Raw genomic sequence first — 23,118 nt, forward strand, 5'->3', positions numbered from 1 at the left:
CGGGCGATCTGCGGTCCACTGGACCGGTGAGCACCGAGCCGCAGACTCCTGACCCCGACGCCCGCGGCCTGCCGCTGGTCCCCGTCCTGCTCGCGCTGACGGTGGTCAGCGGGCTCATCGACGCGGTGAGCTACCTCGGGCTCCACCACGTCTTCACCGCCAACATGACCGGCAACGTGGTCGTACTCGGCTTCGCCGCCGCCGGGGCGCCGGGCTTCTCGGTGTCCCACACGGCGGCGTCGCTGGGCTGCTTCCTGGCGGGCGCGGTGATCGGGGGGCGCCTCACGGTGTGGCTCGGCGGAGGTTCGCGCCGGACCTGGACCCGGCTGACGCTGGCCGCCGAGGCGGTGCTGGTGGGCGCGGCGTCGGCGGTGGCCTTCGCGGCTCCGGACGCGACCGGCACGACGTACGCCGTCATCGCCCTCACCGCCGTCGCGATGGGCCTGCGCAACGCGACCGTACGCAAACTCGGCGTCGCCGACCTGACGACCACCGTCCTGACGATGACCCTGACCGCCGTCGCGGCCGACTCCCGCCTGGCCGGCGGCAAGGACGACCGCTCCTTCCGCCGCGTCGCCTCCGTCGTGGCGATGCTGGCGGGAGCCCTGCTCGGCGCGTGGCTGGTACTGCACCACGGCCTGGGCATCCCCCTCCTCGTCGCGGCGGCGGTGACGGGCGTGCTGGCGGTGACGGCGTCGGCGCGGGAGTGATCAGTACGGCAGCCCCACGTCAGGCCGCCCCACGTCAGGCCGCCGTACCGATGAGCTCGTCCGCGACCCACCGTGCGACTTCGGCCGGGTACGGCGCCGACAGCCCGAGGACGATGTGCCCGAAGCCCGCGTCGACCGCCTCGCCGATCGCCTTACGGGTGGTGTCGGGCCGGTCGTAGGAGACCGACAGGTGGATCGAGCGGGTGATCGTGGCGGGGTCGCGGCCGATCTCGGCGCAGTAGCGGTCAAGGAGTGCGCTGCGGCTGATGACGTCGGCGATGTCCCCGCCGGGGATGTTCCACAGGTCGGCGTGCTCGGCGACCACGCGCAGGGTCGCGGCGGCACGTCCGCCGATGAGGATCGGCGGGTGGGGGCGCTGGACGGGCTTGGGACTGCCGAACGCCCCGGCGAGCCGGTGGTGGGTGCCGTCGAAGTCGAACGGCTTGTCCTCCGTCCACAGCCGCCGGATCACCGTGCAGGCCTCGGCGAGGCTCTCCACGGCCGACGCGGTGTCCAGGAAGGGCAGGCCGTGTGCGGCGTACTCGCGCCTGGCCTGCGGAGGATGCGGGCGCGAGCCGACGCCGATGCCGAAGTCGAGCCGTCCCTCGGAGACGACGTCGACGGTCGTGGCCATCTTGGCCAGCAGCGCGGGCGGCCGGAACCGGTTGCTGGTCACCAGCAGGCCGAGCCGTATGCGGCGGGTCTGGGCGGCGAGGGCCGAGAGCAGCGTCCAGCCCTCGTAGGCGGGCCCGTCCGGGTCGCCGAAGATCGGCATGAGGTGGTCGAACAGCCAGGCGTGCTCGATCTCCGGGATCGTGTCGGCCTCGCGCCAGACGCGCAGGATCTCGTGGTAGTCGACCTGCGTGGGGGCGGTCATGATCCCGAAACTGGGCCGGGGTGTGTGCGGCATGGAAATCCTGGTCCTTTCGACACCGGCGGCGCCGACCGGGGCGCGCGGCCGGGGTTCAGGCGGAGGCCCACCGGCCCGGAAGCCACGGAGTCCGTGCACGGGCCGGGCTCCGCTCTGACATCATGAATAAACGGAACCTCGTTCCGGAAGGTACGGAACAAGGTTCCGTTTGGCAAGCCCCGGCGCGGAGACGGCGGGGCGGCGAAGGGAACGACGCGGTGCACGCGAGCGACAAGGACGCGGGACAGCCGGACCGGTCCAAGCGAGTGGACGCCCGGCGCAACAAGGAGACCCTGCTCGACGCGGCCGCCGCGGCGTTCGTCGCCTCGGGCGTGGAGGCGCCGGTACGTGACATCGCGGCCAGGGCGGGGGTCGGCCTGGGCACCATCTACCGGCACTTCCCGACGCGGGCGGACCTGATCATCGCCGTCTACCGGCACCAGGTGGAGGCGTGCGCCGAGGCGGGCCCCGCCCTCCTGGCGACCGCCCCGACCGCGCACGCCGCCCTCGAGCGGTGGATCGACCTCTTCGTCGACTTCCTGGTCACCAAACACGGCCTCGCCGCGGCGCTCCAGTCCGACAACACCGGCTTCGCGACCCTGCACGCCTATTTCCTGGACCGCCTGGTCCCGGTCTGCGCCCAACTGCTCGACGCGGCGGCCGAGTCGGGCGAGATCCAGCCCGGCCTCCAGGCCTACGAACTCATGCGCGGCGTGGGCAACCTGTGCATCGGCGCGGAGTCCGACCCGGCGTACGACGCGCGTCGTCTGGTGGGGATTCTTGTCGGGGGCCTGCGCGAACCGCTCGACTGACGGACCCGACCGTCACACCCCCAGCCTGTCGAGGAGCCGGAAGAACAACTCCTACGCGAGGACCACGTCCTCCTCGGCGAACACCTCGACGAGTCCCGGCAGATCCGGCTTGCGGCCGGCCTCGCTCGCCCAGGTGGCCGCCGAGCGCGCGGCAGCCTCCGCGGACGGGAACTCCGCGTCGAAGTCCTCGTCGTCGTCCTCGCAGTACGCCTCTGTCGCCTCCCGCACGAGACAGGCCTCCCAGTGCCCGCCGACCACCGAGAAGCCCTCCACGTGGACCGCGTCGCTGTCCAGCACGAAGCCGGTCAGGGCCGGGGGCACCGTCTTGATGGTGAAGCCGAGAAACGAACGGGCCCGGTCGACCAGAGGGCCGCAATAGGCGGAGTACGTCCAGACCACGGTGACTTCGAGATGGGTGAGGCCCTCCCTACACGGGCCGGAAGGGTTTGTAGTCCACCGGCCGCTGCGACTCCGGCCCGTATATGCCCGACGGGCTCCGCCGCCGGCCCCAAGGTCACCACTCGGGTACTCGCGGACGCCTACAGCCGCTGAAGGATCGTCCCGGTCGCCAGCCCCCCGCCCGCGCACATCGTCACGAGGGCGAACTCCTTGTCGCGGCGTTCCAGTTCGTGCAGGGCGGTGGTGATCAGGCGGGCGCCCGTCGCTCCCACCGGGTGGCCCAGCGCGATGCCGCCGCCGTTGACGTTGACCTTCTCCAGGTCCTGTCCGAAGACCTGGGTCCAGCTCAACACCACTGAGGCGAAGGCCTCGTTGATCTCGACGAGGTCGATGTCCTTGAGGGTCATGCCGGCCTTGCCGAGGACCGCGCGGGTCGCGTCGATGGGGCCGTCGAGGTGGAAGTGCGGGTCGGAGCCGACCAGGGCCTGGGCGACGATCCGTGCGCGGGGGCGCAGTTTCAGGGCGCGGGCCATCCGCTTGGACGCCCACATGATGGCGCAGGCGCCGTCGGAGATCTGGGAGGAGTTGCCCGCGGTGTGGACGGCCGTCGGCATGACCGGCTTCAGGCGGGCCAGCGCCTCCATCGACGTGTCCCGCAGACCCTCGTCACGGTCGACGAGCCGCCACATGCCCTGCCCGGCCCGCTGCTCCTCCTCCGTGGTCGGCACCTGCACGGCGAAGGTCTCGCGCTTGAAGCGTTCCTCCGACCAGGCGCCCGCGGCACGCTCCTGCGAGATCAGCCCCAGCGAGTCGACGTTCTCGCGCGTCAGACCGCGATGGCGGGCGATGCGCTCCGCCGCCTCGAACTGGTTCGGCAGGTCGACGTTCCACTCGTCGGGGAACGGCTTGCCCGGCCCGTGCTTGGACCCGGACCCCAGCGGTACCCGCGACATCGCCTCGACGCCGGAGGAGATCCCGACGTCGATGACGCCGGCCGCGACCATGTTGGCGACCATGTGCGAGGCCTGCTGCGAGGAGCCGCACTGGCAGTCGACCGTCGTCGCGGCCGTCTCGTACGGCAGGCCCATGGTGAGCCAGGCGACGCGGGCGGGGTTCATGGACTGTTCGCCGGCGTGCGTGACCGTGCCGCTGACGATCTGCTCGACGCAGTCGGCCTGGATGCCGGTTCGGCCCAGGAGTTCTCGGTAGGTCTCGCCCAACAGGTAGGCGGGGTGCAGATTGGCGAGTGCGCCGCCGCGCTTGCCGATGGGGGTGCGTACGGCTTCGACGATGACGGGTTCCGCGACCATGGGGGCTCGTCCTCTCCTTGGGCCTGTCCACCCGCGCGGCGCGGGCGTCCCGGCCACCCGCCGCGCCGAACTAGTACGCGTTCTAGTTCTGTTGTGCAGTCTGCTGAGCCAACCCCCGGTGCCGCAAGGGTCGTGCAGCCGTGGAAGTCACCGTCTCCGCGAATACCGGACACGATTCGAGTCGCCGTGCCCCTTGCGACTTGTAGAACCCGTTACTACCTTCACGGCAGTCTCCAGTCTCTGATGGACCGTCAGAACATGCCGAGAGAAGGCCGTCTGAACGGCGGGAGTTGCCGATGCCCTGTCCTGCGCTGCCCGACGGGTTCGATTTCACCGACCCCGATCTGCTGCACCACCGCGTTCCCCTGCCGGAGTTCGCCGAGCTGCGCGCGACCGAACCCGTCCACTGGATCGCGCAACAGCCCGGTATCGCGGGCTTCGAGGACGACGGCTACTGGGCGGTGACGCGGCACGCGGACGTCAAGTACGTCTCCACGCGCCCCGAGATCTTCTCCTCGTTCCTCAACACCGCCGTCATCCGCTTCCAGGAGCACATCCCGCGCGAGACAATCGAGGTCCAGCGGCTGATCATGCTCAACATGGACCCGCCCGAGCACACCCGGGTCCGCCAGATCGTGCAGCGCGGTTTCACGCCGCGCGCGATCCGCTCCCTGGAGAGCGCCCTGCGCGCCCGCGCCGGTTCGATCGTCGAGAGCGCGCTCGCGGGCGCGGGCCCCGACGGCGCCTTCGACTTCGTCACCCAGGTCGCCAGCGAACTCCCCCTCCAGGCCATCGCGGAGCTCATCGGGGTCCCGCAGGACGACCGATCGAAGATCTTCGACTGGTCCAACAAGATGGTGGCGTACGACGATCCGGAGTACGCGATCACCGAGGAGGTCGGCGCCGAGTCGGCCACCGAACTCATCTCCTACGCGATGAACATGGCCGCCGACCGCAAGCAGTGCCCGGCCAAGGACATCGTCAGCACCCTGGTCGCCGCGGAGGACGAGGGCAACCTCGCGCCGGACGAATTCGGCTTCTTCGTCCTGCTGTTGGCCGTCGCGGGCAACGAGACGACCCGCAACGCCATCACCCACGGCATGCACGCCTTCCTCACCCACCCCGACCAGTGGGACCTCTACAAGCGCGAACGTCCCAAGACCACCGCCGAGGAGATCGTCCGCTGGGCGACCCCCGTCGTCTCCTTCCAGCGCACCGCGACCCAGGACACCGAACTGGGCGGGCAGCGGATCGGCAAGGGACAGCGCGTCGGCGTCTTCTACTCCTCCGCCAACAACGACCCCGAGATCTTCGACCGCCCGGAGCTCTTCGACATCACCCGCGACCCCAACCCCCACCTCGGCTTCGGCGGCGGAGGCCCGCACTTCTGCCTCGGCAAGTCCCTCGCCACCCTGGAGATCGACCTCATCTTCAACGCGATCGCCGACGCCATGCCCAACCTGCGACTGGCGGGCGACCCCCGCCGGCTGCGCTCCGCCTGGCTCAACGGCGTCAAGGAACTCCAGGTCAGCCATACGTGACACCCGTCCGTACGCGGGCCGACGACCTCCCGGCACCGCCGGCCCGTCACGCGCGGGAGGCAGGAGCGACCACCATCCCTACGCCCCGCCCCTGCCTCCCCCGCTCACGACACCCACGTGAACGCCCGCACCCGCACCCGCGAACGACGCCCGGTACGCCCGTGGACTCGTCGCAAGCCGCGCCGCGAAGTGCTGCCGCATGGTGACCTCGCTGCCGAAGCCCGCCCGCCGGGCCACCTCGGGCATGGCGAGCCCGGTCCGCTCCAGCAGCCGCTGGGCCGCCGCGACCCGCTGATCCAGCAGCCAGCGCACGGGAGTTGTCCCGGTGGCCGCCACGAAGTGCCGGGCGAAGGAGCGCGGCGACATGCCCGCGCGGGCGGCCAGCGCGGGCACGGTGAGCGGCTCGTCGAGATGCCCGAGCGCGTACTCCCGTACGGCGGCCAGCGCGTCGGCGTCCGGGTCCGCGGGGGCGGGCTGCTCGATGAACTGCGCCTGGGTGCCCGCCCGGAACGGCGCCGTGACCATCGAGCGGGCGATCGCCGCGGCGGCCTCCGCGCCGTGCACGGTACGGACGAGATGCAGGCACAGGTCGATCCCGGCGGCCGTCCCCGCGGACGTCCACAGGTTGCCGTCCTCGACGAACAGCGCGTCCGGCTCGACCCGCACCGTCGGATACCGCTCCCGCAGCAGGTCGATCAGCCGCCAGTGGGTGAGGGCGCGCCGCCCGTCCAGCAGCCCCGCCTGCGCCAGCGTGAAGGCGCCGCCGCACAGCGCGGCGACGGTGGTGCCCCGGGCGTGCGCGCGGCGCAGCGCCTCCAGTACGGGTTCGGGCGCGGGCGTCACATGGTCGTCGAGCCCCGGCACCACGATCAGCTCGGCCCGGGGCAGCCAGGCCAGCGTCCGGTCCGGGGTGACCGCGAGTCCGCCGCGCATCGCCACGGGAGCGGGGTCGGCGGCGACCCGGCGCAGGTCGAAGGCGGGTACGCCCCGGTCCGTACGGTCCACGCCCCACACCTCGGTGATCACGCTGACGTCGAAGGCCCGCACGCCGGGGAAGGCGAGGAGGGCGATGCGGTGAGTCTGTGTCGTCGACCGGGTCACCTTGGCAGTAAATCATCGAACGCTGGCTTCCTGCCCCCTGGAGCGGGCGCGTGAAGGACGGCACGATGGTGCGCATGGAGATCACACAGAACGCCGCGCTGCTGGTAGTCGACGTACAGCAGGGCTTCGAGGACCTGGCCGCCTGGGGCTCGCGCAACAACCCGGCCGCCGACGAGAACATCGCCTCCCTCATCGCGGTCTGGCAGGACACCGGCCGCCCGGTCGTCTTCGTCCGGCACGACTCGGTCAAGCCGGACTCGCCCCTGCGGCCGGGGCAGCCCGGCAACGGCTTCAAGGATTACGTCGAGCAGCGGCGCGGCGCGGGCAAGGGCCCGGAGCTGTTCATCACCAAGACGGTGAACTCGGCGTTCTACGGCACCCCCGACCTGGACGCCTGGCTCAAGGCGGAGGGCGTCACCCAGATCGCCGTCGCCGGGATCCAGACGAACATGTGCGCCGAGACCACGGCCCGCATGGGCGGCAACCTCGGCTACGACGTCCTGTTCGCCCTCGACGCGACGTACACCTTCGACCAGGAGGGCCCGTTCGGCTGGCACCTCACCGCGGACGAACTCTCCCGCGCGACCGCCGTGACCCTGCACGGCGGCGACTTCGCCACGGTGGTGACGACGGAGGAACTGGTCGCTAAAGCCCGGTGACGAAGGCGGCGAAGGCGGCCGGGGTGAGGGTGAGGGAGGGGCCGTCGGGGACCTTTGAGTCCCGGACGGCGATGGTGGCGTGGGGGGTTGGGGCGATCTCGACGCACGAGCCACCCTGGTCGCTGCTGTACGTCGACTTTCGCCAGGCCAGGGGGCCGAGGGGTGCGCACTCGACGCACGAACCGCCCGTGTCGGTGCTGTAGCTGGCCTTACGCCACTGGATGCCGGTCGGAGTCGCGTTGCTCCCCATAGCGTTCCTCCATTGCGTGCCGGATCACATGCGCCGAGTCCCGGAGGGACAGTGCGGCGGCCTGTAGATGATCGTAACGGAGCGAACAGTCCTTGACAGTGTCCGGGTTGGCGGTCGGATGCCCCATCCCGTAACCCTCGGTGTAGACGATGTCCGGGTCACTCGTGAAGCGAAAAAGGTCGAAGGAACCAGTCATCCCGGCGTGCGCCCCGGCCGAGTACGGCAGCACCTGAACGTTGATCCGGGGGTTCTCCTCGAAGCCCAACAGGCGCTCCAGTTGGTCCCGCATAGTCTGCGAGTCGCCCATCTCCTGGTACAGCGCAGCCTCGCTGACGACCGCCCAAAGAACCGGAGGCTCGCCCTTCTCAAAGATGCGCTGCCGAGCCAGCCGTACGGCAGTTCGGTCATCGAGCCGACTGGAGTCCAGGGCACCGAGTACGGCACGCGCGTAGCCCTCGGTCTGCAACAGGCCGTGCACCAGGTGCGTATGAAAGGTGCAGATCTCAGCCGCCCGAGCCTCCAGCTCCGCCACCTGCTGGAACCACCCCGGAAGCTGACTCCGCAACACCAGCCCCACCAACCGCGACAACAACCCGCCCGTGCCCAGCGCGGCGTCGGCCCGCTCGCTGAAGACGTCCGTCGGGAGTTTCCGAGCCGTCTCGATCTGCCCCACCAGTGACCCGGTGTAGTTGATGACGTCGCCGAACTGCTTCTGCGTCAGGCCCGCCGCCTCCCGGTGCCGCCGCAGCTCGAAGCCGTAGTAGTCGAGCGGCGACGCGCTCGGGTCGAGGACGCTGATGTTGGTCACGTACGGCCCCTGTCTGCCAACTCGGCCCGCGAGTCAGTTGTGTTCGGTCGGTAGCTCAGCGTAGCCAATGGCCGTCACGCTCGTCATGTGAACGAACTCATTCCTCCCCCACCCGTCCAGTACGGCATGCGCTTCACGGTCGGCGAACACTCGGCCGGTCACGTCCGGCGGATCGTCCGCGCCTACCTCCGCTACTGGGAGATGCCGGAGCTGGCCGACCCGGTCGGCCTGGCGGTCACCGAGCTGCTCGCCAACGTGCTGCGCCATGTCCCGGGCCGACGCTGCGAGTTGCTGGTGCTGCGCATGCCGGTCGGCGTCCGCGTCGAGGTGTCGGACAGTTCGGCCGCCCTTCCGGTCGTCTCGGCACCCGACAGCGACTCGGAGGGCGGCCGGGGCCTCGTCCTGGTCGACGCGATGGCCGACGAGTGGGGGGTGGAGCCGACCGGTGAAGGCAAGACGGTGTGGTTCGAGTGCCTGGCCGGGGCAGACGTGCGGACGTAGCGACTTCGTCCTCGTCGCGACTTCCCGTAGCTCCCTGCTGAACGTTTTCGGTCCATGTCGCGTCTACACACTCGGCACAACCACACCCCACCCTCGAAGACTTCGAACGGAATCCCAGAGCAGTGGTCTCCGCCGAGCTGACCGATCCGACCGAGCTGACCGACGCGACCGACCTCGCCGATCTGACCGAACTGACCGCCGTCCGGCAGGACCACCCGGCACCGCACCGGAACCACCACCTCAGCGGCTTCTGGCACCGCCACCGGCTTCCGCTCCTCGCCACGCTCCCCACCCTCCCGCTGTACGCGGTGTGGTGGGCGTTCCTGGCGACCGGCGGCGGCGACCTCGCGGCCCAGGAGGCCTGGGCGCAGTTCGTGTCCCGCAACGGCGGCTCGGCGTACAACCTGTTCTGGTACGGCGGGATGCACACCGCCAACTACAGCCTGATATCGCCGTATCTGATGGCCGGGCTCGGCGTGCGCACGGTGACCGTCGTCTCCGGGGTCGCCGCCTGCTGGCTGGCGGCCGTGCTGATCGGGCGTTCGGGGATACGGCGGCCGGTGGGCCCCGCGCTGCTCGCGTCGCTGGCGCTGTGGTGCAACGTCGCGTCGGGGCGTACGACGTTCGCGCTCGGGGTGGCGCTCGGGCTCGCGGCCTGCGTGCTGCTGACCCGTGAGCGGCGGCTGTTGCTCGCGACGGCCTACGCGACGCTGGCGACGATGGCGAGTCCGGTGGCGGGGCTGTTCCTCGCGGTGGTGGGGGCGGCGTATCTCGTCGCGCGGGACCGGGTGCGGGCCGGTGTGCTGCTGGCGCCGCCCGCCGTCGTGGTCGGGGCGACGACGCTGCTGTTCCCGTTCAGCGGCGAGCAGTTGATGCCGGCCGACCGTATCTGGCCGCCCGTGCTGCTCGGGCTGACCGTGGCGGTGCTCGCGCCGCGCGGCTGGCGGGTGGCGCGGTGGAGCGGCGTCGTCTACGCCGCCGGGACCGTACTGACGTATCTGGTCGCCTCGCCCGTCGGCACGAACGTCGAGCGGTTCGCGGAGCTGTTCGCCCCGGCCGCGCTGCTCGCGGTGCTGCTCGGCGCGCCGCGTCTCAAGGCGGTCCGGCGCACCGCGCTGATCGGGGCCCTGTGCTACTCGCTGTTCTGGGTCGGCCAGAAGACCGTCGACGACCTGGAGGTGTCGACGCACGTGCCCGCGTGGGCCGCCGACACCCGCGGGGTCGTCGGCGCCCTCGACCGGCTCGGCGCGGACCGCACCCGCGTCGAGGTGGTGCCCGCCCGCAACCACCGCGAGGCCACCGCGCTCGCCCCGCACGTGAACATGGCGCGCGGCTGGAACCGCCAGCTCGACATGGAGCGCGGCCGGCTCTTCTACGACGGCACCTTCTCCGCCGCGACCTACCGTGCCTGGCTGGACCGCTGGGCCGTCGGGCTGGTCGTGCTGCCCGACGGGAAGCCGGACGGGTTCGCCGAGGAGGAGGCCCGCCTGGTGGCGAACCCGCCCGCCTGGCTGGAGCCGGTGTGGAACGACGCCCACTGGCGGGTGTTCCGGGTGCGCGACGCGGTGCCGCTGGTGTCGGCGCCCGGCACCGTCCTGCGGACCACGAGCGCCGAGGTCGACGTGCGGGTGCCGGGGCCGGGCTCGGTGACCGTGAAGGTCGCGTACTCGCCGTGGCTGCGCGCCGACGGGGGCTGCCTCACGCGGGACGGCGAGTTCTCCCGGCTGACGGTCACCCGCCCCGGCGAGTACCGGATCAGCTCGGCGTACGGCCCGTCACCGGGACCGGCTCCTTCTTGCTGAGCTCGACCGGTTCCGGCTCCGGCTCCGGCAGTGCCCGGGGCCGGGGCCCCTGGAGCAAGTAGGTCAGCCCGAAGCCCGCGCCCACCACCATCGCGCCGCCCACGGCGTCCAGGATCCAGTGGTTGCCGGTCGCCACGATCGCGGAGACGGTGAAGAACGGGTGCAGCAGGCCCAGCGCCTTCATCCACCACTTCGGCGCCAGGATCGCGATCACCAGGCCGCACCACAGGGACCAGCCGAAGTGCAGCGAGGGCATCGCCGCGTACTGGTTGGTGAGGGCGGTGAGGGTGCCGTAGTCCGGCTTGGAGAAGTCCTGGACGCCGTGCACCGTGTCGATGACGCCGAGACCCGGCATCAGGCGGGGCGGGGCCAGCGGGTAGAGCCAGAAGCCGACGAGCGCGAACAGCGTCGCGAAGCCGAGTGCCGCGCGGGCCCAGCGGTAGTCCCCCGGGCGCCGGACGTAGAGCACCGCGAGCACCGACAGCGGGACGAAGAAGTGGAAGGACGTGTAGTAGAAGTCGAAGAAGCCGCGCAGCCAGTCGACCTTCACGACGGCGTGGTTGACCCAGTGCTCGATGTCGATGCGCAGGAACTGCTCCATCGACAGGATCTGGTCGCCGTGCTTCTCGGCGGTGACCCGGGCGCCGTCGTTGGTGCCGCCGGTCGCGGCCAGCCTGACCTGCTGGTAGGCGGAGTAGCCGACGCGGATCAGCAGCAGTTCGAGGAGGAGGTTCGGGCGGGAGAGGACCCGGCCGAGGAAGGGGAGCAGCGGGACGCGGCTCCACCGGGCGGGTACGGCGGGCGCGTACTCGGTGGGGATCGGTCTGCGGTAGTACTCCGAGGTGCGGGACAGGAACGGCACCACGAGGGCGGCGGAGAGCGCGGCGATCAGCACCACGTTGTCGCGCACCGGGTGGAGCACCGGCATGTTCGGCAGCATCATCTTGGCGGGCAGCGTCATCACCAGGACGACGGCGACGGGCCACATGTAGCGGTCCGAGGTCTTCCTGCCGACCCGGCCGACGACCGCGAGGAGCACCCACAGCAGCTGGTGCTGCCAGGTCGTGGGCGAGACGGCGACGGCGACACAGCCGGTGACGGCGACGGCGAGCAGCAGCTGTCCGTCCTGGGCGTAGCGCACCGCGCGGCGCAGGCCGAGGACGGCGACGGCCGCTCCGAGCAGCAGGAACAGGGCGATCTCCAGCGGCCCCTCAAGACCGAACCGCAGCAGTGCGCCGTGCAGTGACTGGTTGGCGAGGCCGTCGGCCTTGCCGCCGAGACCGGCGCCCGCCACGTGGTGCACCCAGTACGTGTACGAGTCGTGCGGCATCGCGGCCCAGGCGAGCGCCGTGAGGCCCGCGAAGGTGGCTCCGGTGCCCACGGCGGCGTGTCTGCGGCCGGTGAACCAGAGCAGCGGCGCGAAGAGCAGCACGGCGGGCTGGAGGGCGGCGGCGAGGCCGATCAGCACGCCGGCGGCCCGCTGCCCGCGTACGGCGAAGCAGCCGAGCAGGACGAGCAGCACCGGGATGATGCTGGTCTGGCCGAGGTAGAGGGTGTTGCGCACCGGCAGCGACAGCATCAGGAGGCTGATCGCGACGGGCGCGGCGAGCAGGGTCGCGCGCCGCGTGACGGGCTCGGGCAGGGCGCGCGCCGTGACCAGCCCGAGCGCGACGACCAGCAGCAGGGTGCCGAAGGTCCAGCCCCAGCCGAGGGCCTGTTCCGCCGAACGGGTGAGTGGCTTGAGGACGAGCCCCCCGAACGGGGTGCCGGTGAACTGCGTCGAGTCGTACAGCGAGCCCTTCACGTGCAGGACGCCGTCCGTACCGACCCAGGTCTCCAGATCGGTCAGCCGCTCCCCCTTCGGGGTGCTCAGGACGGCGGTGAGCTGCCGTACGGCGAGCACCGCGGCGATCACCCACATCCCGATGCGGACGGCCTTCAGCCGCGCCCTCGCTCGCTCGGCAGCCCCCGCCCCGAAGGCATTACCCGCTCTTCCGCCGTGCTCCACGTTCGCCACGCCGCGTCAGCCCTCCCGCCCCGTTCGTCCCACGCGTCCCGCGCGCGGGTTTCCTGTCCGGTCCCCAGAGGCTCGCACCGCCCCGGTCGAGAGACGCAGGCAACCCCCTCTTCACCTGACGTCCTTCCATCTTTTGTCCGGATGACGATAGTGCGCGAACGGTTCAGTGCCACCACGGGACCGCGACACAGATCACAGACCGGCCACCGAACGGGCACGCCCGCCCTGTTCGCCTCGCCGCATACGCGGCATTTATGCGCACTGCCGCCGGCCGGATCCACTGGATAGCCGGGGCGTCCGCGACTAGATTCACCCGCAGGACTAGTTAGCGCATCTAACTAGGCATACGAAAGGCATGGTGCATGAGCGAGTCGCAGCTCTGGGACGACGTCGACGACTACTTCGCCGCCCTCCTCGCCCCCGCCGACGACACCCTGACCGCCGCGCTGCGTGACAGCGACGCGGCCGGACTGCCGCCCATCAACGTCGCGCCGAACCAGGGCAAGCTGCTCCAGCTTCTCGCCCAGATCCAGGGCGCCCGCCGCGTCCTGGAGATCGGCACCCTCGGCGGCTACAGCACGATCTGGCTGGGCCGCGCCCTCCCGGCCGACGGCCGCCTGATCACCTTCGAGTACGACCCGGCACACGCCGAGGTCGCCCGCGGCAACCTCGCCCGCGCGGGCCTCGACAAGATCGCCGAGGTGCGGGTCGGGGCCGCCCTGGAGACGCTCCCGAAGCTGGCCGAGGAGAACCCCGAGCCGTTCGACCTCGTGTTCATCGACGCGGACAAGGTGAACAACCCGCACTACGTCGAGTGGGCCCTCAAGCTCACCCGCCCCGGCAGCCTGATCGTCCTCGACAACGTCGTCCGCGAGGGCAAGGTCGCCGACCCCGGCAACACCGAGGCGCACGTCCGCGGCACCCGGGAGGCGCTCGAACTGATCGCCGCCCACCCGAAGTTGAACGGTACGGCGATCCAGACGGTCGGGAGCAAGGGGTACGACGGGTTCGCGCTGGCCCGCGTGCTGGCCTGAGCGTTCCGCGGGTCACGGGGTCTCGGGGTCTCGGGGTCACACCTCGTGGTAGAAGCCCACGTTCACGCTGTACGGGCCGGTGCGGTCCAGGATGACGATCTCGCCGGAGCCGCCCGCGGGAAGCCTGGCCGTACCGCCGTACGCGAGGGCCCGGGTCAACTCGCCGGCCAGCGTCAGCCGCACCTCGGAGGAGGGGTCGGGCCGGGAGCCCTGCAACCAGGTGACCTGCCAGGCGCCGTCGGGGCCGCACAGGAACTCCAGATGCACCCGGGACACGAACAGCCAGTCGTCCGGGGTCGCGAGACGGCACACGGCCTTGTCCCGGCCCACCCGCAGCATGGCACCCGGCTCGCTGGGCGCGTCGGCCATCAACATGCCGGCCGTCGCACCCGCGTCCGCCCCGGTGACCGAGGCCATGGTGAGTTCGAGCACGTGCGCTCCTTCAGTTCCCGCCGGACCGATTGTCGTCGTACGGAGCGTGCTTGACGCGCCGCCGCCGCATGATAGTTCGCGGCGTCGCCCCAGCGTGCGGGCTACTGCACAATGGGACTCATGACCGAGCGCAAGCCACCCGGCGTCAGCTTCGAGTCCTGGGTCGACCGGCAGATCCGCGAGGCGGAGGCGCGCGGCGAGTTCACGCAACTCCCCGGCGCCGGCAAGCCGATGCCCGCCATCTCCGACACTCCGTACGACGAACTGTGGTGGATCAAGCGGAAGATGGCCCGCGAGGGCCTGTCCGTGCTTCCCCCCACGCTGGTCCTGCGCAAGGAGGCGGAGGACGCGCTCGCGGCGGCCTCCGCGGCGCCCTCGGAGCGGGCGGTGCGCCGCATCGTCGAGGACATCAACGCCAAGATCCGCGAACTCATGTTCAAACCGCCGCCCGGCCCGCCCCTCGGACTCAAGCCGTACGACGTCGAGGAGATCGTCCGGGAGTGGCGCGAGCGGCGGGAGTCACCGGCCGACGGCGGGTGACGACGGTGACGGCCGTCGTGCGGGTACGGCTGAGGCCGCGCTCCGGATGTGTCCGGGGCGCGGCCTCAGGGTGCCGGTCAGGCGTGACGCGGTCGTGCGTGGTGCCGGTCACGCGTGGTGCGGGTCAGAACTTCAGGAGGCGTTCCGCCACCTCGCGGTAGTCCTTGAGGGCTATCCGGAGCTGCTCGGTGTCGGTGGTACCGGCGGTGGCCTTCTCCTCGCCGGTCTTCCCCTGCCAGGACGTACGCAGGGTCTTGCGGCGCCGGGAGACGGCGTCCGCGAACCGCGCGGCGAGCTCCTCCAGCACCTGGTCGGCCTCCTGCACGGCGTCCCGGGGCCCGTCGACGAACCCACCGACCGCGTGCCGCAGCCGCAGCTCGAACTTGTCGGACTCGTCCTGCGGGATCAGACGGCTGTCGTGGCCCTTGGACGTGTCGTGAGCCTTGGACGTGTCATCAGCCTTCGACGTCTCGTGGTCCCTGGACGTGTCGTGGGACTTCGAGGTGTCGTGGGCGCTGGGGGTGTCCTTCTCCGGGAGCGGCCGGACCTCGTGCACGGCGGCGGCGCGCCCGTTGGTCGCGGGGCCGGTTTCTGTGCCTGTGCCTGTGCCTGTGCCTGTGCCGGGGGCCGTACCCGTGCTCGTGCCCGTTCCGGTTTCCTTGGCCTCGCGGGACGCGGTGTCACGGCCGTCGATGGCACGGGCCGCGGCGTCGCGCGACGTGGGGTCGCCCGTCGTGCGGTCAGCAGTCGCGCGGTCGCCCGTCGTGCGGTCGAGGGCGTCGGTGTCCTCACGCGACGACGTGGTGCCGGTGGCGGTGGCGGTGGGGGCCGGGTCCGTCCGGCGGGCCCGCGCGTCGTCGCCCGGCTCGGTCTTGCGGCCCGTCGGAACGCCGGTGGGGCTGCTCGTCGGAGCCTCGGGGGCCGGAGCGGCCTCGCCGGTCACCGGACGGGCGCTGCCCTTCATCGGGTCGGAGCGCGCCGGGTCCGGACGGGTCGCGTCGGAGCGGGCCGGATCCGAGCGGGTCGGGTCCTTGGCCGTCTCGTTCGGGTCCTTGGTGGTGTCGTCCGAGATGTCCTTCATGTTACTCAACTCCCCTTCGCCTGGCGCCTGTTGAACGACCAGGGCTGGTGGGATCGGCCCTCGGGGGCAGCGCCCTCGGGGCGGTTGGCGGTGGTCTGGTCGGCGGACGACTTCGCGTCCGCCTCCGGCCGGTGGTGGGAGTTGTCCTGGCGGGTGGGGGACACCAGTTCCTCGAAGAGCGCGCGGGCCTCGACCATCGCCTCACGCAGCTCCTCGGTACCGTGGCCGTCCGGGGTACGGGCCAGCGCGGCGCGGTGCACCCTGCGGTAGCCGTGGACGTGCGGCCCGTGGTGGACCGAGAGCGCCGCGTACTGCTCGTCGTACTGGTCACCGCCGGGGAATCCCCGGGCGCCGGCCACTTCACCGAGCAGCGTGTCGGCGTCGGCCACGGCCTCGCGCGGCGACTCGACGAACCGTTCCTGGGCTGCCGCCCAACGGGCCGTGTACTGCTCGCGGGCCGCGGGCTCCAGCGCCTTCGGCCGCAGCGAGCCGTGCCGGCTCACGCGTTCCTGGAGATCGCTCTCCGCGGCCTTCACGTCACCGTTGTGCCGGGCCACCGCCCGGTCGTATTCGGGCCCGAAGCGCCGCTGCAGGCTGCGCCCGCCCTGCGGCCTTCGAGCGAGGAGGGTCACGGCGGCCGCGACAACGGCAACGGCCGCCACAATCACGATCAGAGCGATGATCACGCCTGTGGACATGGGTGCCTTCCGAGGTTTACTCGACCCAACGGGCCGGTTCTTGCACCGTGTTGCCCGTAGCACGCCTCTCAAACAGCGGGCGCCGCGCCGGGACCCGCCGAAATCCGTTCGCGAACGGCTTACGGCACCTCGGGAACCTCGGGAACCTCGGGAACCTCGGGAACCTTGGAGCAACACCCGTGGGTCAGGCCGCGCGGCGCGGGACCGATCCGTCGTGCGGGCGTTCCGCGTCCGAGCCGCACAGCTCCGCGTTCAAGTCCTCGACCAGCCTGATCAGATCGGTCGGACGGTCCTGGTCCCACCAGTCGCCGAGCAGCTCCGAGAGCGAGTCCTCGCGCGCCTTGGACAGCTTCGCCGCCGCCTGCCGTCCCTCGGCCGTCAGCACGAGGTCCAGTCCCTCACGGACGGCGAGCCCGCGCTCCTCGACCTGCCGGGCCGCGGCCATCACGACCGACAGCGGTACGCGGCTGTACTCGGCGAGCTGGGAGGGCTCGGCCCAGCCGTACTTCCGGGTCCGCAGCAGCAGCCAGCTCGCGGCGGGCAGCAGGTCGTAGCCGGCCCGCGCGGTGATCTCCACGTAGATCTGGCGCCGCCCCTCCCGTGTGCCGAGCACGGACAGCGCCCGGCACACCTCGTCGTACGACGACCGCTGCACCGGGTTGCTCGCCAGCGTCTGGGTGGCGTCCGGTGCCGTGACCGCCCCGCGCAGCTTGTCCTCGCGCAGGAACCAGGCCAGCACGAAGCCCAGGACGGCGACCGGCGCGGCGTACAGGAAGACGTCGGTGATGGACGAGGCGTACGCGTGCAGGACCGGTGCCCGCAGCGCGGCCGGCAGCTCGGCGATGCCCTTCGGGTCGGCCTTCAGCCCGTCCACGCTGATCCCCGCCGGCAGTTGCCGCCCGCTGAGCGCGGCCGTCAGTTTGTCGCCGAGGCGGCTCGCGAAGACCGAGCCGAAGACGGCCACGCCGAACGAGGCGCCGATGGACCGGAAGAAGGTCGCCCCCGAGGTGGCGACGCCCAGATCCTCGTACGAGACCGCGTTCTGCACGATCAGCACGAGCACCTGCATGACCAGGCCGAGGCCCAGGCCGAAGACGAAGAAGTACGCGCTCATCTCCCCCGTGCCGCTGTGCTCGTCGAGCTGATGGAGCAGCAGCAGGCCGATGGCCGTGATCCCCGTACCGGCGATCGGGAACACCTTCCATCTGCCGGTGCGGCTGACGATCTGGCCGGAGACGGTGGAGGCGATCAGCAGCCCGAACACCATCGGCAGCAGATGCACGCCCGACATCGTCGGTGTCACGCCCTGGACGACCTGGAGAAACGTCGGCAGATACGTCATCGCGCCGAACATCGCGAACCCGACGATGAAACTGATGAGGGCGGACAGTACGAAGGTCCGGATGCGGAAGAGCTTGAGCGGGAGAACGGGTTCGGCCGCCCGGCGCTCGACGGCGACGAAGCATCCGGCGAGTACGACGCCCAGCACCACGAGACCGATGATCTGCGGCGAACTCCAGTCCCAGGTGGTGCCGCCGAGCGAGGCCACCATGATCAGGCAGGTCGCGACGGCGGCGATGAGGAAGGTGCCGAGGTAGTCGATGACGTGCCGGGCGGTACGGATGGGGATGTGCAGGGTCGTCGCGATCACCGCGAGCGCGACGACGCCGATGGGGAGGTTGATGTAGAACACCCAGCGCCAGCTGAGGTGTTCGGTGAACAGGCCGCCGAGCAGCGGTCCCAGCACGCTCGTCGCGCCGAAGACCGCGCCGAACAGGCCCTGGTACTTGCCGCGTTCACGTGGCGAGACGATGTCTCCGACGATCGCCATCGACAGCACCATGAGTCCGCCGCCGCCCAGGCCCTGGAGCGCCCGGAAGCCGATCAGCTGCGGCATGTTCTGCGCGATGCCGCACAGCGCGGAGCCGATCAGGAAGATCACGATCGCGGTCTGGAAGAGCTTCTTCCGGCCGTACTGGTCGCCGAGCTTGCCCCACAGCGGCGTCGCCGCGGTCGACGCGAGCAGGTACGCGGTGACGACCCAGGACAGGTGCTCCAGGCCGCCCAGGTCGCTGACGATGGTCGGCAGCGCGGTCGACACGATCGTCTGGTCGAGGGAGGCGAGCAGCATGCCGAGCAGCAGCGCGCCGATCGAGACGAGGACACTGCCGTGGGCGTGCTCGCCGGCGTCCGTGGCCGCCGCGTCGCGGCGGCGCGCGGCGCTCTCGTTCACGCCCCGGGGCGTGCCGTGCCCGTCCTCGGTCATGCGGACCTCCCGCCGGTCCCCGCCTGTCGGTCATTGTCCATCCTGATCGGTGTGACCGGTTATGGCCTGTTGAGTCCTGTCCGGTACCGCGGAGTGCGGGCTTCCGGGGGCACCGGGGAGATTGTGTGACGGACCTACGGATAATCTCTGGAGTTCCTCAGGGGGAGGACAGGGGAGGGACCCAAGCGTGAGTGAACCGAACGGGCATGTCTGCCCCGAGTGCGCGGCGCCTCGCGCGCCGGACGGCTCGCCGTCGTGCGTGTGCACGCAGCGGGCGTCCGACGCGTTGCGGGATGCGCGTACGGCGGAGGCGGCTGCGGCGGAGGACTTTGATCCGCTGCGGATACGGCCGTATGTGGAGTTGGAGCCGGGGGGCGCGGATGTGGATCCGCGGACTTCCTCTGACGTGGGCGTGGGCGCGGCGGATACGGCTGCGCTGCCGGTCGTCGTGGTGCCGGAGTTCTCCGGTGTCGCTGCGGCGGAGGCGACGATGCGGCTCGGGGTGGTGCCGGGCGGGACGCCCGGTGCGCCCGCCGACGCACCGCCTGCCCGTCGGCGGCGGCGTGTGGTGATTCCGGGGGTCCTGGGGGCCGGGGTGATCGTCCTGGCCGGGGCGGGGTTCGCCAGCGGGCTGTTCTCGTACGAGACGCCCTCGCGGGGGGCTGGGGCGCCGGACGCGGTGCGGGCGAGTGTGCCGGAGGTCTCGGCCTCGTCCGCGTCGGCCTCGGCGTCCGCGAGCGTCTCGTCCACGGCGCCGGTGGCCGCCGTACGGACCCCGTCGCGCAGCACGAGCGCGTCGCCCTCGGCGTCCCCCTCGCCGAGCGCCTCCGCGTCCCGGTCCGCCTCCGCCACCCCGACCCAGACGGCCACCACCGACCGCGCCACGGGGCCGGCCGAGGCCACCGGCGGCGCCCCGGACGACGCCCCGGAGACCTCCCCGGCCCTCCGACGCGGCGACCGGGGCGCCGAGGTGACCGAACTCCAGCTCCGCCTACGGCAGTTGGCCCTCTACATAGGCGACATCGACGGCGACTACGACCGGGGAGTCGAGGACGCCGTCTCCCGCTACCAATGGGCCCGCGGACTCACAACCGACGGCATGGGCATCTACGGCACAGCCACCCGCACGAGCCTGGAGAAGGAGACTACGGAGCCCTGAGCGGGCGGGGTGGGCTGATGCCGGGTGGGTGGGTCGGGGCCGGGGGCCGGTACATCCGCCCGTCGCCGCCGGATCAAACGCCGGTCGATTGGAGACGACCCCGGTGACGCGAACGTACGCGACGGGCATGTGATGTACCGACCCCCGGCCCCTCCCGCCGGTGGGCCACAACAGGTCTCCGGCCCAGCGGTCTCCACCCTCTTCCGCCGGTGGGCCACAGCAGGTCTCCGGCCGAGTGGACTCCGCCCTCTTCCGCCGGTGGGCGGCCATCGGGCCGAGGGCCCTTCCGCCGGTGGGCCGCTCGCCGTATCGGCTCTGGGCCGGGGGTGGCTTTTCAGCCCGTCCGGCGTTTGAGGACGAGCGCGTCAGCGCGATGCGGGGGTCTGGGGGCGGCAGCCCCCAGGGACGGGACGGGTAGGGGCGGAGGGGGCGAGGAAGGGTTGGGTCAGTTGAGGTGGAGGCGGATGCCGCCGCCCCAGAGGGGTTCGACCCGGACCTTGGTGAGGTCGGGGACGAGGGCGTCGGGACGGTGGAAGCCGGCTCGGGGGCCGACCCCGACGACCCGCATACCGGCGGAGCGCCCCGCGGAGATCCCCGCCCCGGAGTCCTCGAAGACGACACAGTCCTCCGGCGCCACCCCAAGCTCGGCCGCCCCCTTGAGAAACCCCTCGGGATCCGGCTTGCTCGCCCCGACGGACTCCGCGGTGACCCGCACATCGGGAAGCGCGAGCCCGGCCGCGCCCATCCGCGCGGTGGACAGCCCGACATCCGCGGAGGTCACCAGCGCATGCGCCAACCCCGCCCCGGTGAGCGCAGCCAGAAACTCCGCCGCACCGGGAATCGCGACGACCCCGTCCATGTCGGCGGTCTCCTCCGCGAGCATCCGCGCGTTGTCCGCGTGGTTCTGCTCCATCGGCCGGTGCGGCAGCAGTACGGCCATGGAGGCGTACCCCTGCCTGCCGTGGACGACCTTCATGACCTCGTCCCCGTCCAGCCCGTGCCGGTCCGCCCAGCGGCGCCAGCAGCGCTCGACGACGGCGTCCGAGTTGACGAGGGTGCCGTCCATGTCGAGCAGGAGGGCGCGGGCGGTCAGAACGGTCGGGGCCGTCGTCATCGGCATGCTCCAGAGCGCGGGAGATGTGGGAGACGTGGCTGAGGCCGGAGGGGGCCCGGCCGCGTCCCCCGAGGGACAAGGTGACCCCGCCCGCCGGTCAGGGTGTGCGGACGGGAGTCACTTTGTTTCTTTACGATACAAAACGGAGGGGGGTCGGCGCCACCGCCTCCGACCAGGCATTCAGTCCCCCGGGGCGGGAAAGGACACCTTCCCGATGACGCCGGGACACCGGGAGGGCCCGGGATGGACACCTGGGTCGACGGGGCTGGACCCTGTCGGGCCGGGCCCGCCTCAGCCCACCAGCGCCTCGAACAGGCTCCACAATCCCAGCCCCAGCATCAGCACCGCCGCGACCTTGGTCACCAGCCGCAACGGCACCCGCTTCATCAGCGCCTTGCCGCCGACGATACCGAGCCCGGCCACGGCCCAGAGGGCGAGGACCGCGCCGAGCCCGACGGAGAGCGGGTCGTCGTAGCGGGCCGCGAGGTTCGCCGTCATGATCTGCGTGAGGTCGCCGAACTCGGCGACCAGGATGAGCATGAAGCCCGCCCCGGAGACCTTCCAGAAGCCCTGGTTCTCGGGCTTGCGGACCTCCGCCTCGTCCTCGTCCTTCTTCATCAGGAGCACCGCGGCGCCGCCGAGGAAGAGGACGCCGGTGAGGGCGTGCAGGAGTTGCTGCGGCAGCAGGGTCAGGACACTGCCCGCGGCCACGGCGAGAGCGACATGGAGGGCGAAGGCGGCGGCGACGCCGGCGAAGACGTACGAGGCGCGGTAGCGGGTGCCGAGGACGAGTCCGGCGAGCGCGGTCTTGTCCGGCAACTCGGCCAGGAAGACGACACCGAAGACGAGCGCCATCACGCTGAAGCTGATCAAAATCCCTCAATCGGTCGGGCCGCCCCACCGAGAGTCCGTGCTGCGCTGCGACACCTCGGCATGGCAGCACACGGCGTCACCCGCGCCGAGAGGCACGGGCAGTGCACTGCTTGCCGAAGGTCTCGCTGGCCGGCCCCGTGTCACGAGGTCTGCCTCCGGGCGCCGGCTCAGACGAGCTGAGCAGTATGTCGACGGTCCCGGCGAAGAGCTACTCCCCTTCTGCGTCGTCCATGGTACGCGACGGCGCAGAAGGGGACGTAGTGACTTTGGTCCCATGGTCGACGTAGGTGTTCTGGTCGGTCACAGGTCTTGATGTGACATGTACACGTCACTAGGTTCTCACCTGGCGCACATCTCCTGGAAACGCGCCGCCGCAAGCATGTGCTCGCTCGTCCTCAACGGCCCCCCACCACAAGGGAGTTCGCATGCCCAAGGTCTACGCGCGTCGACGCCTGAGCATACTCGCCGCCGTCACCGGACTGATAGCCATGGTCGGGATATTCAACGGCCCGACCGCCTCCGCCGCGCTCCCCACGCCCGTCAGCGCCGCCACCGCCCGTACCTACCTCGCGTCCCTCACCGTCGCGACGGAGGACCGTACCGGCTACGACCGCGACCTGTTCAACCACTGGATCACCATCTCCGGCGCCTGCAACACCCGGGAGACGGTCCTCAAGCGTGACGGCTCCAGCGTCGTCACCAACTCCGCCTGCACCGCCACCAGCGGCAGCTGGTACTCCGTCTACGACGGCGCCACCTGGACCGCCGCGTCCGACCTCGACATCGACCACCTCGTGCCGCTGGCCGAGGCCTGGGACTCCGGCGCCGACGGCTGGAGCAGCGCCACCCGCCAGGCGTTCGCCAACGACCTGACCCGTCCGCAGCTCATCGCGGTCACGGACAACGTGAACCAGTCCAAGGGCGACCAGGACCCGGCCACCTGGATGCCGTCGCGCACCGCGTACGCCTGCACGTACGTCCGGGCCTGGGTCCAGGTCAAGTACTACTACGACCTCTCGGTCGACTCCGCCGAGAAGTCCAAACTGACCTCGGTCCTCAGCGGCTGCTGAAACCCACACCTTTTGTTCAGCGCCCGGTTCC

At 71.2% G+C, this 23,118-nt stretch carries 23 protein-coding genes; 10 read left to right on the forward strand and 13 right to left on the reverse strand.

The genetic code is table 11. The annotated features are described in order from the left end of the window. The first annotated feature begins 26 nt into the window (after positions 1 to 26). Positions 27 to 710: a YoaK family protein gene (locus tag ACIP79_RS15150; protein ID WP_401223230.1), complete on the forward strand. Its 684-nt coding sequence runs from the start codon at positions 27 to 29 to the stop codon at positions 708 to 710. A 34-nt stretch (positions 711 to 744) separates the two neighbouring features. Here the strand turns inward: ACIP79_RS15150 and ACIP79_RS15155 are convergent, their stop codons facing one another. Further along, positions 745 to 1,620: an LLM class flavin-dependent oxidoreductase gene (locus ACIP79_RS15155; protein ID WP_401223232.1), complete on the reverse strand. Its 876-nt coding sequence runs from the start codon at positions 1,618 to 1,620 to the stop codon at positions 745 to 747. Between the two features lie 218 nt (positions 1,621 to 1,838). Between ACIP79_RS15155 and ACIP79_RS15160 the strand changes: the two genes are divergently transcribed. After that, positions 1,839 to 2,432, forward strand: coding sequence for a TetR/AcrR family transcriptional regulator (locus ACIP79_RS15160; RefSeq protein WP_401223233.1), 594 nt, complete (start codon positions 1,839 to 1,841; stop codon positions 2,430 to 2,432). 51 nt (positions 2,433 to 2,483) lie between these two features. Here the strand turns inward: ACIP79_RS15160 and ACIP79_RS15165 are convergent, their stop codons facing one another. Both ACIP79_RS15165 and ACIP79_RS15170 read right to left on the reverse strand, forming a co-directional pair. After that, positions 2,484 to 2,831: a hypothetical protein gene (locus ACIP79_RS15165; protein WP_401223235.1), complete on the reverse strand. Its 348-nt coding sequence runs from the start codon at positions 2,829 to 2,831 to the stop codon at positions 2,484 to 2,486. 140 nt (positions 2,832 to 2,971) lie between these two features. Continuing rightward, entirely contained in the window at positions 2,972 to 4,141 is a 1,170-nt protein-coding gene (locus ACIP79_RS15170; protein ID WP_401223237.1) for a steroid 3-ketoacyl-CoA thiolase, read from the reverse strand. Positions 4,142 to 4,437: 296 nt separating this feature from the next. Between ACIP79_RS15170 and ACIP79_RS15175 the strand changes: the two genes are divergently transcribed. Beyond that, positions 4,438 to 5,682, forward strand: a complete 1,245-nt coding sequence (locus tag ACIP79_RS15175) for a cytochrome P450 (protein ID WP_401223239.1) — start codon at positions 4,438 to 4,440, stop codon at positions 5,680 to 5,682. A gap of 78 nt (positions 5,683 to 5,760) precedes the next feature. Here the strand turns inward: ACIP79_RS15175 and ACIP79_RS15180 are convergent, their stop codons facing one another. Continuing rightward, positions 5,761 to 6,783 carry a GlxA family transcriptional regulator gene (locus tag ACIP79_RS15180; RefSeq protein WP_401223241.1) on the reverse strand — a complete coding sequence of 341 codons (1,023 nt, stop codon included), beginning with the start codon at positions 6,781 to 6,783 and terminating at the stop codon, positions 5,761 to 5,763. A gap of 74 nt (positions 6,784 to 6,857) precedes the next feature. Between ACIP79_RS15180 and ACIP79_RS15185 the strand changes: the two genes are divergently transcribed. Further along, positions 6,858 to 7,442, forward strand: a complete 585-nt coding sequence (locus tag ACIP79_RS15185; RefSeq protein ID WP_401223243.1) for a cysteine hydrolase family protein — start codon at positions 6,858 to 6,860, stop codon at positions 7,440 to 7,442. On the opposite strand, the gene ACIP79_RS15190 is transcribed toward ACIP79_RS15185, so the two are convergent. Then, positions 7,429 to 7,692 carry a DUF397 domain-containing protein gene (locus tag ACIP79_RS15190; protein WP_401223245.1) on the reverse strand — a complete coding sequence of 88 codons (264 nt, stop codon included), beginning with the start codon at positions 7,690 to 7,692 and terminating at the stop codon, positions 7,429 to 7,431. The genes ACIP79_RS15185 and ACIP79_RS15190 overlap by 14 nt on opposite strands. Next, positions 7,652 to 8,500, reverse strand: a complete 849-nt coding sequence (locus tag ACIP79_RS15195) for a helix-turn-helix domain-containing protein (RefSeq protein WP_401223247.1) — start codon at positions 8,498 to 8,500, stop codon at positions 7,652 to 7,654. The genes ACIP79_RS15190 and ACIP79_RS15195 overlap by 41 nt, the downstream gene beginning before the upstream one ends. A gap of 87 nt (positions 8,501 to 8,587) precedes the next feature. Between ACIP79_RS15195 and ACIP79_RS15200 the strand changes: the two genes are divergently transcribed. Further along, positions 8,588 to 9,001 (forward strand): ATP-binding protein, encoded by a 414-nt coding sequence (locus ACIP79_RS15200; RefSeq protein ID WP_401223249.1) that lies wholly within the window; start codon positions 8,588 to 8,590, stop codon positions 8,999 to 9,001. 191 nt (positions 9,002 to 9,192) lie between these two features. Further along, entirely contained in the window at positions 9,193 to 10,803 is a 1,611-nt protein-coding gene (locus ACIP79_RS15205; RefSeq protein WP_401223441.1) for a hypothetical protein, read from the forward strand. Here the strand turns inward: ACIP79_RS15205 and ACIP79_RS15210 are convergent. After that, complete coding sequence (locus ACIP79_RS15210; protein WP_401223251.1) at positions 10,757 to 12,820, reverse strand: bifunctional glycosyltransferase 87/phosphatase PAP2 family protein; 2,064 nt, start codon at positions 12,818 to 12,820, stop codon at positions 10,757 to 10,759. The genes ACIP79_RS15205 and ACIP79_RS15210 overlap by 47 nt on opposite strands. Before the next feature lie 362 nt (positions 12,821 to 13,182). Here ACIP79_RS15210 and ACIP79_RS15215 point away from each other — a divergent pair, with 362 nt between their 5' ends. Further along, positions 13,183 to 13,854: an O-methyltransferase gene (locus ACIP79_RS15215; protein WP_401223253.1), complete on the forward strand. Its 672-nt coding sequence runs from the start codon at positions 13,183 to 13,185 to the stop codon at positions 13,852 to 13,854. 36 nt (positions 13,855 to 13,890) lie between these two features. Here the strand turns inward: ACIP79_RS15215 and ACIP79_RS15220 are convergent, their stop codons facing one another. Further along, complete coding sequence (locus tag ACIP79_RS15220) at positions 13,891 to 14,286, reverse strand: hypothetical protein (protein ID WP_383685927.1); 396 nt, start codon at positions 14,284 to 14,286, stop codon at positions 13,891 to 13,893. Between the two features lie 120 nt (positions 14,287 to 14,406). On the opposite strand from ACIP79_RS15220, the gene ACIP79_RS15225 reads away from it, so the two are divergent. Beyond that, positions 14,407 to 14,826 (forward strand): DUF1992 domain-containing protein, encoded by a 420-nt coding sequence (locus ACIP79_RS15225; RefSeq protein WP_383685928.1) that lies wholly within the window; start codon positions 14,407 to 14,409, stop codon positions 14,824 to 14,826. Positions 14,827 to 14,950: 124 nt separating this feature from the next. Here the strand turns inward: ACIP79_RS15225 and ACIP79_RS15230 are convergent, their stop codons facing one another. The 3 genes from ACIP79_RS15230 to ACIP79_RS15240 form a co-directional block, all read right to left on the reverse strand. Beyond that, positions 14,951 to 15,907, reverse strand: coding sequence for a hypothetical protein (locus ACIP79_RS15230; protein ID WP_401223256.1), 957 nt, complete (start codon positions 15,905 to 15,907; stop codon positions 14,951 to 14,953). Positions 15,908 to 15,912: 5 nt separating this feature from the next. Next, positions 15,913 to 16,605, reverse strand: coding sequence for a hypothetical protein (locus ACIP79_RS15235; protein ID WP_401223258.1), 693 nt, complete (start codon positions 16,603 to 16,605; stop codon positions 15,913 to 15,915). Positions 16,606 to 16,789: 184 nt separating this feature from the next. Further along, positions 16,790 to 18,871 (reverse strand): DHA2 family efflux MFS transporter permease subunit, encoded by a 2,082-nt coding sequence (locus ACIP79_RS15240; protein WP_401223260.1) that lies wholly within the window; start codon positions 18,869 to 18,871, stop codon positions 16,790 to 16,792. 187 nt (positions 18,872 to 19,058) lie between these two features. Between ACIP79_RS15240 and ACIP79_RS15245 the strand changes: the two genes are divergently transcribed. Further along, positions 19,059 to 20,030, forward strand: a complete 972-nt coding sequence (locus ACIP79_RS15245; RefSeq protein ID WP_401223261.1) for a peptidoglycan-binding protein — start codon at positions 19,059 to 19,061, stop codon at positions 20,028 to 20,030. Positions 20,031 to 20,475: 445 nt separating this feature from the next. Here ACIP79_RS15245 and ACIP79_RS15250 read toward each other — a convergent pair whose 3' ends face one another. Next, the gene (locus ACIP79_RS15250) at positions 20,476 to 21,150 is read right to left on the reverse strand and encodes an HAD family hydrolase (RefSeq protein ID WP_401223263.1); all 675 of its coding nucleotides are present in this window, start codon (positions 21,148 to 21,150) and stop codon (positions 20,476 to 20,478) included. A 285-nt stretch (positions 21,151 to 21,435) separates the two neighbouring features. Continuing rightward, positions 21,436 to 22,017, reverse strand: coding sequence for a TMEM165/GDT1 family protein (locus ACIP79_RS15255; RefSeq protein ID WP_383679680.1), 582 nt, complete (start codon positions 22,015 to 22,017; stop codon positions 21,436 to 21,438). Between the two features lie 425 nt (positions 22,018 to 22,442). Here ACIP79_RS15255 and ACIP79_RS15260 point away from each other — a divergent pair, with 425 nt between their 5' ends. Continuing rightward, a complete protein-coding gene (locus ACIP79_RS15260) occupies positions 22,443 to 23,087 on the forward strand; it encodes an HNH endonuclease family protein (RefSeq protein WP_401223266.1) in 645 nt (214 codons plus the stop codon). Positions 23,088 to 23,118: the final 31 nt, after the last annotated feature.

It is taken from the genome of Streptomyces sp. NPDC088747 (assembly GCF_044751025.1).
In the GTDB taxonomy this organism is placed as follows: Bacteria; Actinomycetota; Actinomycetes; order Streptomycetales; family Streptomycetaceae; genus Streptomyces.

What these genes read in the sequence shown, in the direction of transcription:
- ACIP79_RS15240 (WP_401223260.1), bottom strand. Translation starts at nt 18,871, where the DNA reads ATGACCGAGGACGGGCACGGCACGCCCCGGGGCGTGAACGAGAGCGCC.
- ACIP79_RS15185 (WP_401223243.1), top strand. Translation starts at nt 6,858, where the DNA reads ATGGAGATCACACAGAACGCCGCGCTGCTGGTAGTCGACGTACAGCAG.
- ACIP79_RS15260 (WP_401223266.1), top strand. Translation starts at nt 22,443, where the DNA reads ATGCCCAAGGTCTACGCGCGTCGACGCCTGAGCATACTCGCCGCCGTC.
- ACIP79_RS15190 (WP_401223245.1), bottom strand. Translation starts at nt 7,692, where the DNA reads ATGGGGAGCAACGCGACTCCGACCGGCATCCAGTGGCGTAAGGCCAGC.
- ACIP79_RS15230 (WP_401223256.1), bottom strand. Translation starts at nt 15,907, where the DNA reads ATGAAGGACATCTCGGACGACACCACCAAGGACCCGAACGAGACGGCC.
- ACIP79_RS15170 (WP_401223237.1), bottom strand. Translation starts at nt 4,141, where the DNA reads ATGGTCGCGGAACCCGTCATCGTCGAAGCCGTACGCACCCCCATCGGC.
- ACIP79_RS15215 (WP_401223253.1), top strand. Translation starts at nt 13,183, where the DNA reads ATGAGCGAGTCGCAGCTCTGGGACGACGTCGACGACTACTTCGCCGCC.
- ACIP79_RS15250 (WP_401223263.1), bottom strand. Translation starts at nt 21,150, where the DNA reads ATGCCGATGACGACGGCCCCGACCGTTCTGACCGCCCGCGCCCTCCTG.
- ACIP79_RS15175 (WP_401223239.1), top strand. Translation starts at nt 4,438, where the DNA reads ATGCCCTGTCCTGCGCTGCCCGACGGGTTCGATTTCACCGACCCCGAT.
- ACIP79_RS15235 (WP_401223258.1), bottom strand. Translation starts at nt 16,605, where the DNA reads ATGTCCACAGGCGTGATCATCGCTCTGATCGTGATTGTGGCGGCCGTT.
- ACIP79_RS15225 (WP_383685928.1), top strand. Translation starts at nt 14,407, where the DNA reads ATGACCGAGCGCAAGCCACCCGGCGTCAGCTTCGAGTCCTGGGTCGAC.
- ACIP79_RS15155 (WP_401223232.1), bottom strand. Translation starts at nt 1,620, where the DNA reads ATGCCGCACACACCCCGGCCCAGTTTCGGGATCATGACCGCCCCCACG.